The sequence below is a fragment of the Actinoplanes sp. OR16 genome (assembly GCF_004001265.1).
Lineage (GTDB): Bacteria > Actinomycetota > Actinomycetes > Mycobacteriales > Micromonosporaceae > Actinoplanes.
In genome coordinates, this window is sequence record NZ_AP019371.1 from 7123785 (window position 1) to 7136971 (window position 13187).

Consider the following 13187-nt stretch of genomic DNA (forward strand, 5'->3'; position numbering starts at 1 on the left):
TTCGATGAGATACGTGTCGCTTTCAGTCGAGAACGGCATCGCCCAGGTCCGGCTCAACCGGCCGGACAAGCTCAACGCCCTCACCCTCGACACCCTGGACGAGCTGATCCGGACCGCCCGCCTGCTGCGCAAGGACCGCACGCTGAGGGCCGTCGTCGTCGCCGGCGAGGGCGACTCCTTCAGCTCCGGCCTCGACATCGCGTCCACACTGCGCAAACCCGCCGCGATCGTGCGCGCGTTCCTGCCCAACCCGTTCCTCGGCACCAACAGGTTCCAGGAAGCGTGCTGGGCGTGGCGGCGCATCCCGGTCCCGGTCATCGCGGCGGTGCACGGTCACTGCTACGGCGGCGGCATCCAGATCGCCTTGGCCGCGGACTTCCGATTCTGTACGCCGGACTCGCAGTGGTCGGTCCTCGAAGGCAAGTGGGGCATCATCCCCGACATGTCCGGCATCCGGACCCTCACCGAGGTGGTCGGTCCGGACGTGGCGAAGCGGCTCACCATGACCGCGGAACGGTTCGACGGGACCGAGGCACGGCGGCTCGGGCTGGCCACCGAACTCGCCGACGAGCCGATCAAGGCGGCCACCGCGTTCGCCGAAAGCCTGCTGTCCCGCTCCCCCGATGCGCTGGCCGCCGCCAAACGCCTGGTGGACGGGGCTCTCACGGGTAGTGCCCGGCGTACCCTCGGTCGGGAGCGCCGGGAACAGATCCGCCTGCTCGCCCTGCCCAACACCGGCATCCTGCGGCGCGCCGTCGTCAAGAAGACCGATCCCGAGTTCCGGCCACGGGCCCGTAGGATGCGTCCGTGGCACTGAGGAACGCCCTGCTGGCGGCGCTGATCGACCGGGAGTCGTCCGGGTACGACCTGGCCAAGAAGTTCCGGGTCTCGGTCGCCAACTTCTGGACGGCGACGCCGCAGCAGCTCTACCGCGAACTGGAGAAGATGGAGGCCGAGGGGCTGCTCTCGGCCCGCATGGTCAAACAGGACAAGCGCCCCGACAAACGCCTCTTCTCGGTGACCGACTCCGGTCGTGCGGCGCTCTACGCGTTCACCCAGTCGCCGCCGAAGCCGACCACGGTCCGCGACGAGCTTCTGGTGCAGGTCGAGGCTTTGGCGTACGCCGACGTCCCCAGTGTCCGGGCCTCCATCGAGACGCAGGTGAAGCAGAGCAGGCAGCGGCTGGAGTCGTACGAGCGATCGCTCGCCGAGATCCTCGGCAGCCGCAGCCAGGAGGAGTTCATCGCCACCGGCAACCGGATCGGGCCGTACCTGACGTTGCAGCGCGGCATCAGCTTCGAACGCGAGAACATCAGCTGGGGCGAGCTGGCACTGACGATCCTGGACCGCCGCTTCCCCGGCTGACCGACAGGCTTGCGTGCGGTCGCGACTCCGCCGACGGAGTCAGGTGCGGCGGAGCATCAGCAGGGCAGCGCAGCCGGCCACGACCACGGCGGCGACCGGGAAGGACGCCCGCAGGCCCACCAGCGTGGTCAGCGGTGCTGCCACCGCGGCGCCGGCTGCCATGGCCACGTAGTCGGCGTGCAGCACCCAGCCGGCCACCGTGCCGACCACGGGCGGCGGGGCGTCGCGCTGGATCGCTATGTCGGTGCGGACCTCGATCATGCTGATGGCGGCGCCGGCCAGGCACAGGACCACCGACAGGGTAAGGAAGTCCGTGGCCAGGCCGCAGAGGTCGAGCATCAGGGCCAATGCCGCCAGGAGCACGGCGACGGTACGCGGGGACTCCCCGCAGTGCGGAGCGCCGATCGCCCCGGCTATGCCGCCCACACCGAGGGCCACGAAGGCCAGGCCGTAACGGTCCTCCGGCACCGCCATCACGAGCAGGACCGTGAGCAGGCCGTACACGAAACTGCCGACGACGTCGGTGAGGGCCATCGTGGAAAGGGCGGGGCGCGTCCGGAACGCTGCTGCCGACGTACGGAAGGAGGGTGGTGAGCTCGCGCCGGATCTCCCGGCCTGGAATGCGGCGCGGTCGGAGATCGTGAACAGGAGGGTGGCCGAGGCGGCGAACGTGAGGCCGACCGCGGCGAAGAGGGCGGCGTGGGCGTCGAAGGCCAGCAGGCCCGCGACGGCGAGCGGGCCGGCGATGAAGCTGAGCTCGGTGAGGACGGCCCGCGTGGCGTTCGCCCTGGCCAGGCCGGTGACGCCGACGAGGCCGGGCAGGGACGCGGCCAGGCACGGACCGCTCACGACGGCGGCGGCCTGGGCGCAGGCGGCGAGGATCAGCAGCGTCCAGACCGGCCAGCCGGCGATCACCGCGACCGCCGAGACGACCATCAGCGCGACCCGGACCAGGTCCGCGAGAACAAGGAGATTCAGGCGATGGGTACGGTCGGCCAGCAGCCCGGCGACCGGCCCGGCGATGATGGCCGGCACCACCCGGACGGCGGTGACGGCTCCCGCGAGCGCGGCGGACTGGGAGCGGGCGTAGACGACGGCGGTCAGCCCCACGCCGTACGCCGCGTCACCCATCTGGGAGACGGCGAACCCGGACGCGAGTTTGAGCATGTCGCCGGGCGGCGTCTGCCGGACGGCCACCAAGCTGGTCATTGAAAAAGTCTGAGGAATGGATGCCCGGTTTGCCATCACCCGGCCGGGGTCGGCCTTTCGACGTCAGGCCCTCCGCCGGGCGTAATGTGTGGCCATGCGGCGGTCGGCGGTCATCGACACGGCTCGGGGTTTGAGCCTGCACGATCACGTCGGCTGGTCGTTCCACGATCCGGCCGACTTCCGGGCGCATGCCGGCCGCTTCCTCGCCGAGGGCCTCGACCGGCGGCAGCGGATCATCTACATCGCGGGTGCCGACGAGACGGTGCCCGACGACCTCGCCGGGCTGCGGGGCGCCCAGGTGGAGATCACCTCGGTGGCGCAGATGTACACCGCGGGCGAGCCGGTGGACCCGGAAGAGCAGGTGGCCACGTTCGCCGAGGCGAAGGACCGGGCACTCGCCGACGGGTGGACCGGTCTGCGCGTCGCGGCGGACGTGACCTCGCTCGTGCTGACCGACGAGCAGCGGGCGGCCTGGATCCGCTACGAATACCTGGTCGACGGGTTCATGTCCCAGGAACCGGTGTCCGGTTTCTGCGGCTTCGACCGGACCGCCCTGGACCCGACCGCGCTGGCCGAGGTGGCCTGCCTGCACCCGGCGCTGACCCCGGACACCAGCGAGTTCCGGCTGTTCACCGCCGCGGGCGCCGGTCCCGGCCTGACCCTCGCCGGCGAGATCGACCCGGGCAACCGGCACATCCTCGCCGCCGCCCTGGACAACGCCCGGCCGGTCTCCCGGGACGGCCGCTTCACCGTCGACGCCACGGCGCTGACCTTCATCGACCACCGCGGTCTGGAGCTGCTCGCCGACTACGCCGCCCAGCGAGGTGTCGACGCGGTGATCTACACCGGCCGGGACAGCGTCGCCGCGATGATCTCCCAGGTGGTGTCGCTGTCCGGCCTGGACGTGCGGGTGGTGGCCGGGTGACGCATCTGCACGAGACCACCTTCTACGATTCCGATGAGCAGTTCCTGGCCGTGATGGTGCCCTTTCTGACCGACGGGCTGGAGGCCGGGCAGCCGGTCGTCTCCGCCTTCGGGCCGGGCAATCAGAAGCTGGTCCGGGATGTGTTCGGTTCCGGCAGCGGCATCCACTTCGTCGTCGGCGACGCGCAGTACCTCCGGCCCGCGGCGACCATCCGGCAGTACCGCGAACTGATCGGCTCCTACCTCGCGGACGGTGCCCGGCAGATCCGGGTGGCGGCCGAGGTTCCGCATCCCGGCACGGGCGCGCCGTGGGACTGGTGGGCGCGGTACGAGGCGGTCGTCAACCACGCCTACCGCGACCTTCCGGTCTGGGCGATCTGCCCGTACGACACCCGCACCGCTCCCGATCGGGTTCTCGCCGAGGTCCGGCGCACCCACCCGCACATCTGCCAGGGCGGCGCCCACGCGGTGAACCCTGGCTTCCAGGATCCGTCGGAGTTCCTGACCGCGCGCTCGGACACCTGGGCCGACGCCGCCGAGTCCGCCGCCGCCGCCGTCGAGCTGGTCAACCCGACCAGCTCCCAGGCGCGGGCCGCGGTCACCGGTCACGCCTCGTCGCTGACCACCGAGGAACGCAACGGGCTGCTGGTCGCGGTCAGCGAGGCCGTCTCGAACGCACTCATGTACGGCCGCCCGCCCGTCGTCGTCCGCGTCTGGACCACCGGGCAGCGCGTCGTCGTCACCGTCACCGACAGCGGCACCGGGCCCTCCGACCCCTACGCCGGCTTGATCCCGGCGGCCGGGCGGGCTCGCGGCGACGGCGGCCTCGGCCTGTGGATCAGCCACCAGGTCTGCACTTATGTGGGCCTCCAGCGCGACCCGGACAGTTTCACCGTCCGCCTGGTCGCGGGCCGGCTGCCGTAAACCCATCCGGGCCGCGATCTTGGCCGTTTCACCACCTCAGGGGGTGGTGAAACGGTCAAGATCTGGGAACGTCCAGCTCACCCAGCGGGTTGCTGAACTCCGAGATATTGATCATCGCTCTACGGATGACCCCGATCTCGACCTCTTGCAGTACGCGAAGTATCAGCTCGGCCGCCATGAGGACCAGGCGGCGCTCATCCACCGCGTGACGGAGCGTGGCGAGCACTGAGCCGCATTCCTCGATCCTGCCGCGGAGCGCTTCAGGAAGCCGGTTGAAGGTTGCCGATACCGGAATCACATCATCACCCCAGATCAACATCCCGGCCAACAGCGGAGCGAGGCTGAGACGCCTGTCGAGGCGGCTTGAATAGGGTCTCGTGAACTGTCGTTCCTTCACCATCCTTGGGTATTGAGCCATCAAGAGTGCATACGGCCATGGGTCGACATCTACGGTTCTCGTATCTCCTATGGCATTCATCAGCGGTCGGATGTCACGCTCGGTGAACCGCTCCGGATCGCGCACCACGTTGATGATGAGCAGCGTCAGGAGACCCCTGTCAGATGACGTACCCGACCATCCGCGGATGATTCCTGCGGCCAACTCGGAAACAGCTTCCGAACGGCTCGGATCCACTAACATCCGTGCCGCACGTCCGGCGAATCGAATGCCGGGATCGTGGCTGCCGATGGAAAGCTGTTGCCCGGCCGCGCCGTATCCGGCATTCAAGATCGCCGCGTGCCGGGGTCTGAACATCAGCCAGTGAAGATGAACCCATGGCTGAGTGGGGGTGTCCGCGGATTTCATTATCGCGATTTCCCGGGGATGCCGGGTCATCACACGCAGGTCGAAATCCGGGACGCATCCTTTCCACAGGTGAACCAGCCTGGTCCATCCGGCCATCGGTTCCTCGCCGGCGGGCGTGATCTCTGCGAGCGGGACCGGCTCCTCCTCGACCTGGAGGAGCACCATGACGAGATTCGCCGTATAGACCGCCAGCCGGCGCGACGCCGTGCCCTCGGAGGGCGAATAGGCGGCGAACCGCCCGCTGTCCCGGCGAGACTCCGCCTCCTGCAGGAGCGTCCGGAGGATCCGCCGCACACCTCGCCGCTGCGGATCGGGCAGGGCGTCGTGCAACTGGGCGATGAACGGCAGGATCGCGGCACCGCCGATGCCGAGCAGCTGGTGGGAGAGCAGTGCGTAGAGACGGTCGTCGTCCCACTGCTGGGATGACGGACGGTCCCGGGACTCCCACAGCTCCACCAACTCGTCCACGGTCAGCCGGGCGATCAGGTATTCGCTGAAAGTGGCGTGCAGGAACTCGTAACTGCGGCCCTCCGCGCCCTCGTCCGCCTCCGCGGCGTGGATGAAGAAGAACCGGCCCAGCACCTGGCGGGCCGCGGTGAGGGCCGGGCCCCGCCGCTGCTGGTGACGCGGGCGCGGCGACGGGTCGAGCGCGTCGAGATCGGTCAGCAGCAGGTGTTCCTCGATGTAATGGCGACCGCGATTGAACATGCCGAAGGCGGCGATGCCGAGGCGCCACAGTTCCGCCCGGATCTGCTCCTCGCCCGCCTCGACGACCGGCGGTTTCAGCAGCTCGCGCTCGATGAACCGGCGGAGGATGTCGCCGTAGATCTGCGCCGGGGTCGAATCCGCCTCCACCTGAGGCAGGGGGTTCGTGGAGCCGTACAGGATGAGGAGCAGCAACAGCAGCGGCTGGTGGGCGATCTCGCCATAGGACAGGATCGTCTCGGCGGACGGGATGGCGGTCTGCGCATCCGGGTTGACCTCGTTCCAGATGTGCAGACAGGCGCGCACCTGATCAGCGCTGAAGTTGTTCAGCTTGACGACCAGGGAGCCGGTGGGGATGCGGGCCAGGTCAGCCACCAGGGTCCGTGAGGTGACGACGACCGCCACCGGCTGACCCGCGGTGCGCTCGACCCGCTGGAACTCGGCGACGTTGTGGAGATAACTGGACTCGGCATGGCCGGTGGCCTGCATGAATTCATCGAGACCATCGATGAGCAACACGCGGGTGGCGTCGGCGGCGGCCTCCGTCAGCGCGGTCCATGACACCCGTCCGTTCGACGTCTTGTCGAGGACGCCGGACACCTGCTGATGAACGGGTGCTGTCGGATCGGTGACCAGACGCAGCGGCACTCGTGCCACGGCGTAGGCATCGCCGGCCGAGAGCCGCGCCGCGCACACCTTGGTGAACATGCTCTTGCCCGCCCCGGGAAGGCCGAGGACGACGAGTGGTCGATCGTGGCTGCGCGACGAGGTGAAGTAAGCCGCTAGGAAAGTGTCGAGGTCGGTTCCCTGCTCGGTGGTCTCCCACCAGCGGTCGTCGGCCGGGCGGCACGTCTCGTCCATGACCGCCCATCGGAACGTCGGCGTCAGATACCCCTCCGCAACGGTCGGGATCCGCAGCCGGCCCAGATCGTCGGTGCTGACCAGCGAGTCCTCCAGCACGGCTTCGTTGAGCCGTGCGTTGACCGCGAGGATGCGATGCCCGGCACGGCTGGACAGGGAGCTCACCAGCTCCGCGAGGCGACTCAGTGACCGGCCCGTCGCGTCGCTCTCGCCCAGTAGCGCCCAGATGCCGAACTCGGGCACCTCGGCGGCGAGCGACTTGTACTCCGCCTCGTAGCGGCGCACCGCCTGGTTCACGATGTCGCGCACCAGAGGGTCGGTATGCCGCACCGAATGAATACGCTGCCATGCCTCGAAGTGGTGCAGGAACCCGATGCAGCGCAGCGCGAGGTCCTCATAGAACGGCTTGATCACCGTGTCCCGGTTGGCCCGGAAGCCGCAGCCGGCCCAGGGCAGCTCGATTCGGGCCTTCGTCAGGCCGCGCTGCAGTCCGTCGGGCGCGGCACCGCCGGCGAGCCGCTGTTTGTCGTCCTCGGTCAGCCCGATCTCGTCGTAGACCGGGCCGACCATCTCGCGGAACGCGGTGAAGAACGCGCCGTACACCAGTGCCGTGTGGGTCGCCGCGAGCACGTCCTGGCGTTCCGGGGTGCGCCCGCTGCCGAGCCGGGCACGGCCGAAGGCGACGCCCTGGCCGAGCAGCTTGATCAGCTCGTTCTTCTGATCCACCCAGCCCCAGGCCACCAGCCCGAACGGCCCGGCCGCCAGAATGCCGATGCCGAGCGCGGTGTCCAGCCTCTTGAGCCACTTGGCGTCGGGTCCGGCCAGGATCTCACGCGCGCCGTCGAGCGTGTACGGGGAAGCAGCCACCCGACCGATGATCGGTGGGCCTCAGTGGACCGTCAATAGACTCACGGCCGACCCGTCGAGGAGGAAGTGCATGCCGCTGAACAACCCGTGGCTCGCGGAACCGATGCCGGCCGACCGGCTGCCTCGGGAGCGGCTTGAGGAGCGCATCCTCAATCTGCTGTCGTCGCAGAACATGTGTGTGCTGGCGACGGCCGGGCCGGACGGGCCGCTCGCCACCCCGGTCCGGTACTACTCGCTGGGCTTCGCGGTCATGTTCACCGCCTCGCCGCGCTCACCGAAGCTGCGCAACATCGCGGATGACCCGCGGGTCTCCGTCGGGATCTTCGCGCCGCTGACAGGACTGGCCAGCAGCCGGGGAGCGCAACTGTTCGGGCAGGCGAAGGTGCTGTCGCACGGCGACCCGGAGCGGGACCGGTACTGGGAGGCGTTCCGCTGGGAGAACGAGCACGCCGAGCAGGGCCGATCCGTCGCCGAGCCGCCGCACGACACCCTCGTGGTGATCGAGCCGGAGCGCGTCGTCTACACCGAGCACTGGCTGCGCCGCGAGGGGTTCGCGGCACGGCAGTTCTGGAAGCGGCGCTAGGCGGACCCCTCCTCGCCGCGGTGGACGCCGATCTCGGTTTCGCTCACCCGGGCCGGTTCCAGGACGCGGTGCAGGAACTCCCGGGTGCGTTCCTCGCGCGGGCTGCCGAACACCTCCGAGGGCGGGCCCTGTTCGACGATGACGCCGGCGTCCATGAAGACGACCCGGGAGGCGACCTCCCGGGCGAACGCCATCTCGTGGGTGACCACCAGCATGGTCATGCCCTCGGCTGCCAGGCCGCGCATGACGGCCAGGACCTCGCCGACCAGTTCCGGGTCGAGGGCGCTGGTCGGCTCGTCGAAGAGCATCAGCCGGGGGTCCATGGCCAGGGCGCGGGCGATGGCGACCCGCTGCTGCTGGCCGCCGGAGAGCTGGGCCGGGTAGGAGTCCGACTTCTCGGCCAGGCCTACGCGTTCCAGGTTCGCCGCGGCTATCCGGTCGGCCTCGGCTCGGCGGCGTTTGAGGACTCGGCGCTGGGCGATCGTGACGTTCTCCCGTACCGTCAAATGGCCGAAGAGGTTGAACTGCTGGAAAACCATGCCGATGCCGCGCCGGACCTCGTCGATGTCGCAGTCCGGGTCGGTGACCTCGACGCCGGCGACACTGATCGAACCGGACGTCGGCTCTTCGAGCAGGTTCACGCAGCGCAGCAGGGTGGACTTGCCGGACCCGGACGGGCCGATGACGCAGACCACCTCGCCGGGCTCCACCGACAGGTCGATGCCGCGCAGCACCTCCAGGCTGCCGAACGACTTGTGCAGTCCGCTGATCTCGATCGTCGACATCGCGGTCACCTCTCCCTCGCGGCCCGGCGCTCCAGGCCCCGGACCAGCTGTGACAGCGGCAGCGTGATCACCAGGTAGAGCAGTCCGGCCACCACCAGCGGTGTCGGGTTGACCCGGGTGTTGAGCGTGTCGCCGGCGAACTTGGTCAGCTCGATCGTGCCCGCGGTGACGCCGAGGACGTAGACCAGCGAGGTGTCCTTGGTCAGCAGGATGATCTCGTTGGTCAGCGGCGGGATGACGATCCGGAACGCCTGCGGCAGCACGATGGAGATCATCGCGCGGGTGTGCGACATGCCCAGGGTACGGGCCGCCTCCAGCTGCCCCTTCGGAACAGCCTGGATGCCGGCCCGGATCGTCTCGGCCATGTACGCCGCGGCGGTCAGGCCGAGACCGACGGCGACCGAGCCGTAGACGCCGCCGGGGATCTCGCGGTCGGGGAAGGCGAGCGGCACGCCGTACCCGACCATGAAGAGCACCAGCAGAGCGGGAAGACCGCGGAAGAGCTCGATGTACGCCGCGGCCAGCCAGCGATACGGCCCCACCGAGGACAATCGCAGCAACGCGAGGACGAGGCCGAGCGTCAACCCGAACACGAACGCGAGCAGCGTGTAGATGATGGTGTTCCGCAACGCGACGGTGATCGCCCCGGGGAACATGCTCCGGGCGACGTCGAGGCGGAAGAACGCGTCCGACAGACGGTCCCAGTCCGCGGCGCCGGCCACGGCCAGGATCGCCAGGACGAAGATGACATAGCCGGCGACGCGGATGATCCGCCGCCGTCGGCGAGGGCTGAGCTTCATCGATCGGAGCTTCAGGCCGCGGGCTTCTCGCCGATCCACTCGGCATAGATCTTGTCGTACGTGCCGTCCGCCCGTGCCGCCGCGATGGCCTCGTTGACGGTCTTGAGCAGTTCGGCGTTGCCCTTCTTGACGGCGAAGCCGTACTGCTCGCCGGTGTCGAACCCGGTCGCGACCTGGACCTTGCCGGGGTTCGCCTTGATGTACTCGTTCCACACCGGCAGGTCGTTGACGGCCGCGGCCACCTGGTTGGTGGAGAGCGCCTGCTGTTCGGCGGCGAGGTCCTTGTACGACACGACCTCGATCTTGAGGCCCTTCTCCTTGACCTGCGCGTTGATGTATTCCTCGCCGGTGGTGCCGCCCTGCACGCCGAGGCGCTTGCCGGCCAGGTCCTCCAGGGTCTTCACCGGGCTGCCGGTGACCACCGCGAGCGCCTGGGTGGCGTCGAAGTAGGGGTCGGAGAAGTCGAGGACCTTCTTCCGCTCCTCGGTGATCGTCATGCCGGCGGCGGCCACGTCACACTTGCCGGAGTTGAGGTCGGCGCCGGACTTGATGCCCTCGAACGGCGTATCCACGATCTCCTGCGGCACGCTGAGCTTCGCGGCGACCAGGTCGATCAGCGCCACGTCGAAGCCGACGACCTTGCCGCTCTGGTCCTTCGACTGGAACGGCGCGTACGGCAGGTGGGTGCAGGTGGTCAGCGCTCCGGACTTGACCAGTGGCACGCCGCTCTCGGTGGTGCCGCCGGTGTCCTCCTTGGCGCACCCGGCGAGCCCGCCGGCGGTCAGGGTGACTGCCGCCGCCAGTGCGGTGGCCTTGCGTACGAATGTGGTCCTCATTGCGGTCAGATTAGTCCACCCTTATCTATCTGTCCGATCGGGATCACGATGTGCCCCTCCGGGGTTTCCCTGCCCCTGCACCGGGCATGGGTGACGGTCATGGATACCGGGTACCTGGTGGACGGTCGATTCCGGCTGCGTGATCGCCTCGGCACCGGCGGCATGGCGGTGGTCTGGCGCGCCGGCGACGAGGTGCTCGGCCGGGATGTGGCGCTCAAGATTCTCGATCCCCGCCTCGCGCACGACCCGGCGCTGCTGGCACGGGTCCGGGACGAGGCCCGTGCGGTCGCCCGGCTGCGCCATCCCAACATCGTGAACGTGTACGACTACGGCGAGGCGCCCGGACCACTGCCCTACGTGGTCATGGAGATCGCCGAGGGCCGATCCCTGTCTCACCTGCTCAGCGGCGGCCCGCTGCCGTGGCGGGTGGCAACGCTGGTGGCAGTCCAGGTGGCGGCCGCGCTCGCCGCCGCACACGACGCGGACGTGGTGCATCGGGACGTGAAGCCCGGCAACGTGATGGTCGGCGGCGGCCGGGTGAAGCTCGTCGACTTCGGCATCTCCGCGGCGACCGGCGACGACGACCTGGCCGGCGGCCAGCTGCTGGGCACCCCGGCCTATCTGGCCCCGGAACGCCTCGAGGACGGCGTCGTCCGCCCGGCGACCGATGTGTACGCCCTGGGCCTGCTGCTCTACCGCACACTGGCCGGCCGGCTGCCGTGGGACGCGTCGACGACCACGCAGATGGTGCTCGCCCACCGCTACCGGGAACCGGATCCGCTGCCGCCGATCGCGGGACTGCCCGAGGAGGTGGCGGCGCTCTGCCGGCGGTGCCTGGCGAAGGCGCCGGACGGGCGTCCCGCAGCGGCCGAGGTGGCGGCGCTGCTCGCCGAGGCGGTGGGACTCAGCCCCGAGACACTGGAGCTGCCGCGGTTCCGGGCCAGCACGGACATGCCGGGCGGGCGCCCGGAGCCGTCCACCGAGCGGGTGCGACAGCCCACCGCGCGGGTGGAAGCCGCCGTGCCGGCGGACCGCACCGAGGGAATCGAGCGGACGACGGCGGCCTCGCGTTCCGGTCCCCGGCTCGCCGCCGGCGCAGCGCGCTGGCGGGCCCTGCCACCCCGGCGGCGGGTGGCCGCGCTGGCCGCCGCCGGGGTGCTGCTGAGCGGCGGCATCATGGCCGCGACGATCCCGGGCGGGGAGTCCGGCCCACCGGTCGAGGCCGCGGCCCCGCGGAGCGAGGCACCTCTGACCGCGCCGGCCCCGAGCACACCGGCCCCGAGCACACCGGCCCCGAGCACACCGAGTGAGAGCACACCGGCTGAGAGCACGGCGCCCGCGGGCACAGCAGCCGACGCCGCCGCGCACGAAGACGGGAAGTCCAGGACGCCGGTGGCCGAGACCGCGGCGATCAAGGCCGCGAAGGCGCCCGCAGCGCCACCGAAGGCGGCCAAGGGCAAGGCCAAGCCGAAGGGCAAGAAGAAGGCGAAGTAGGACGCGCTCCTCTGGCGATTGCGTGATTTGACCGATGCCCGGCGGCCTGTGCGCCGGGCACGATCGGTGTGATCCAAAACCACTTTACCGAACGGTACGGAAATAGCCGGCCGCGTGCTAGCGTTGCCGATATCAGTACCGCTCGGTACAGAAAAGAGGTAGTCGCCATGAGATTCGACCAGCGGGTCGGCGTGTGGAGCATGGAGCTGCGCTCCGCGCACCGGCCGCAGATCCGCGACGCCGCCGCCGAACTCGACGAACTCGGCTGGCGGACCATCTGGTTACCCGGCCTCGACGGCGCCGGCGTGCTCGACGACGTCGACGCGCTGCTCGCCGCGGCCCCGAACAGCCAGGTCGTGACCGGAGTCCTCAACATCTGGGGCCAGTCCCCCGCCGAACTGTCCGAGCGGGTCGCCGTCCTCGACGCCGACCACGGGCCGCGGGCCGTCGTCGGGCTCGGCATCGGGAGCCCGGCCGGGGCCGGCGCGCACGGGCAGGACTACGGCAACCCGGTCGCGTCGATGGCCCGTTACCTCGACGGACTCGGTCCCGGCGTCGGCCCCGGCCGCCGGCTGCTCGGCGCCCTCGGACCGAAGATGGTCGACCTGGCCCGACGATCGTCGGCGGGGTGGCATCCGTTCCTGGTCACGCCACGGTACGTGTCGGCGTACCGGGAGAAGGTCGGAGCCGGACCACTGATCGCGCCGCACCAGGCCGTCGTGCTGGACACCGATCCGGACCGCGCCCGTGCAGCGGCGCGGGCCGGGATCGGGATGTTCCTCGGCTTCCCCACCTACCGCAACAACCTGAAACGCCTCGGCTTCGGCGACGACGACCTGATCCCCGGCGGCAGTGACCGGCTCATCGACGCGCTGGTCGTGCACGGCACCGCCGAGGACGTCGCGCACCGCGTCCAGGAACACCTCACCGCCGGAGCCGATCACGTGGCGCTGCACGTGCTCGGCGCGAACGGCCTCCCCCTCGCCCAGTGGCGCGAACTCGCGCCCCTCGCTTCGATCTGAGGAACCC

Annotated in this window: 12 protein-coding genes; 7 read left to right on the plus strand and 5 right to left on the minus strand. The window is 69.9% G+C overall.

The annotated features are described in order from the left end of the window. Positions 1-4: 4 nt before the first annotated feature. On the plus strand, positions 5-817 hold the full coding sequence (locus EP757_RS32785; protein ID WP_127552277.1) for a crotonase/enoyl-CoA hydratase family protein: 813 nt from the start codon (positions 5-7) through the stop codon (positions 815-817). After that, positions 808-1365 (plus strand): PadR family transcriptional regulator, encoded by a 558-nt coding sequence (locus EP757_RS32790; protein WP_127552278.1) that lies wholly within the window; start codon positions 808-810, stop codon positions 1363-1365. Before EP757_RS32785 ends, EP757_RS32790 begins: the two co-directional genes overlap by 10 nt. 39 nt (positions 1366-1404) lie before the next feature. On the opposite strand, the gene EP757_RS32795 is transcribed toward EP757_RS32790, so the two are convergent. Beyond that, the gene (locus tag EP757_RS32795) at positions 1405-2574 is read right to left on the minus strand and encodes an MFS transporter (protein ID WP_160165947.1); all 1170 of its coding nucleotides are present in this window, start codon (positions 2572-2574) and stop codon (positions 1405-1407) included. Between the two features lie 94 nt (positions 2575-2668). Between EP757_RS32795 and EP757_RS32800 the strand changes: the two genes are divergently transcribed. Next, the gene (locus EP757_RS32800) at positions 2669-3499 is read left to right on the plus strand and encodes an MEDS domain-containing protein (RefSeq protein ID WP_127552280.1); all 831 of its coding nucleotides are present in this window, start codon (positions 2669-2671) and stop codon (positions 3497-3499) included. Beyond that, a complete protein-coding gene (locus EP757_RS32805) occupies positions 3496-4422 on the plus strand; it encodes a sensor histidine kinase (protein ID WP_232050121.1) in 927 nt (308 codons plus the stop codon). The genes EP757_RS32800 and EP757_RS32805 overlap by 4 nt, the downstream gene beginning before the upstream one ends. 55 nt (positions 4423-4477) lie before the next feature. Here the strand turns inward: EP757_RS32805 and EP757_RS32810 are convergent, their stop codons facing one another. After that, complete coding sequence (locus EP757_RS32810; protein WP_127552281.1) at positions 4478-7660, minus strand: NACHT domain-containing NTPase; 3183 nt, start codon at positions 7658-7660, stop codon at positions 4478-4480. Between the two features lie 70 nt (positions 7661-7730). Between EP757_RS32810 and EP757_RS32815 the strand changes: the two genes are divergently transcribed. After that, positions 7731-8243 carry a pyridoxamine 5'-phosphate oxidase family protein gene (locus tag EP757_RS32815; protein ID WP_127552282.1) on the plus strand — a complete coding sequence of 171 codons (513 nt, stop codon included), beginning with the start codon at positions 7731-7733 and terminating at the stop codon, positions 8241-8243. On the opposite strand, the gene EP757_RS32820 is transcribed toward EP757_RS32815, so the two are convergent. The 3 genes from EP757_RS32820 to EP757_RS32830 are packed head-to-tail and all read right to left on the minus strand — an operon-like array spanning position 8240 to position 10664. Further along, positions 8240-9028: an amino acid ABC transporter ATP-binding protein gene (locus EP757_RS32820; protein ID WP_127552283.1), complete on the minus strand. Its 789-nt coding sequence runs from the start codon at positions 9026-9028 to the stop codon at positions 8240-8242. The two genes, EP757_RS32815 and EP757_RS32820, sit on opposite strands and share 4 nt — an antisense overlap. 5 nt (positions 9029-9033) lie before the next feature. Continuing rightward, positions 9034-9828: an amino acid ABC transporter permease gene (locus tag EP757_RS32825; RefSeq protein WP_127552284.1), complete on the minus strand. Its 795-nt coding sequence runs from the start codon at positions 9826-9828 to the stop codon at positions 9034-9036. 11 nt (positions 9829-9839) lie between these two features. Then, the gene (locus EP757_RS32830; RefSeq protein ID WP_127552285.1) at positions 9840-10664 is read right to left on the minus strand and encodes a basic amino acid ABC transporter substrate-binding protein; all 825 of its coding nucleotides are present in this window, start codon (positions 10662-10664) and stop codon (positions 9840-9842) included. Between the two features lie 99 nt (positions 10665-10763). Here EP757_RS32830 and EP757_RS32835 point away from each other — a divergent pair, with 99 nt between their 5' ends. Both EP757_RS32835 and EP757_RS32840 read left to right on the plus strand, forming a co-directional pair. Next, positions 10764-12158, plus strand: coding sequence for a serine/threonine-protein kinase (locus EP757_RS32835; RefSeq protein WP_127552286.1), 1395 nt, complete (start codon positions 10764-10766; stop codon positions 12156-12158). A 167-nt stretch (positions 12159-12325) separates the two neighbouring features. Beyond that, the gene (locus tag EP757_RS32840) at positions 12326-13180 is read left to right on the plus strand and encodes a TIGR03620 family F420-dependent LLM class oxidoreductase (RefSeq protein ID WP_127552287.1); all 855 of its coding nucleotides are present in this window, start codon (positions 12326-12328) and stop codon (positions 13178-13180) included. The last annotated feature ends 7 nt before the right edge of the window (positions 13181-13187 follow it).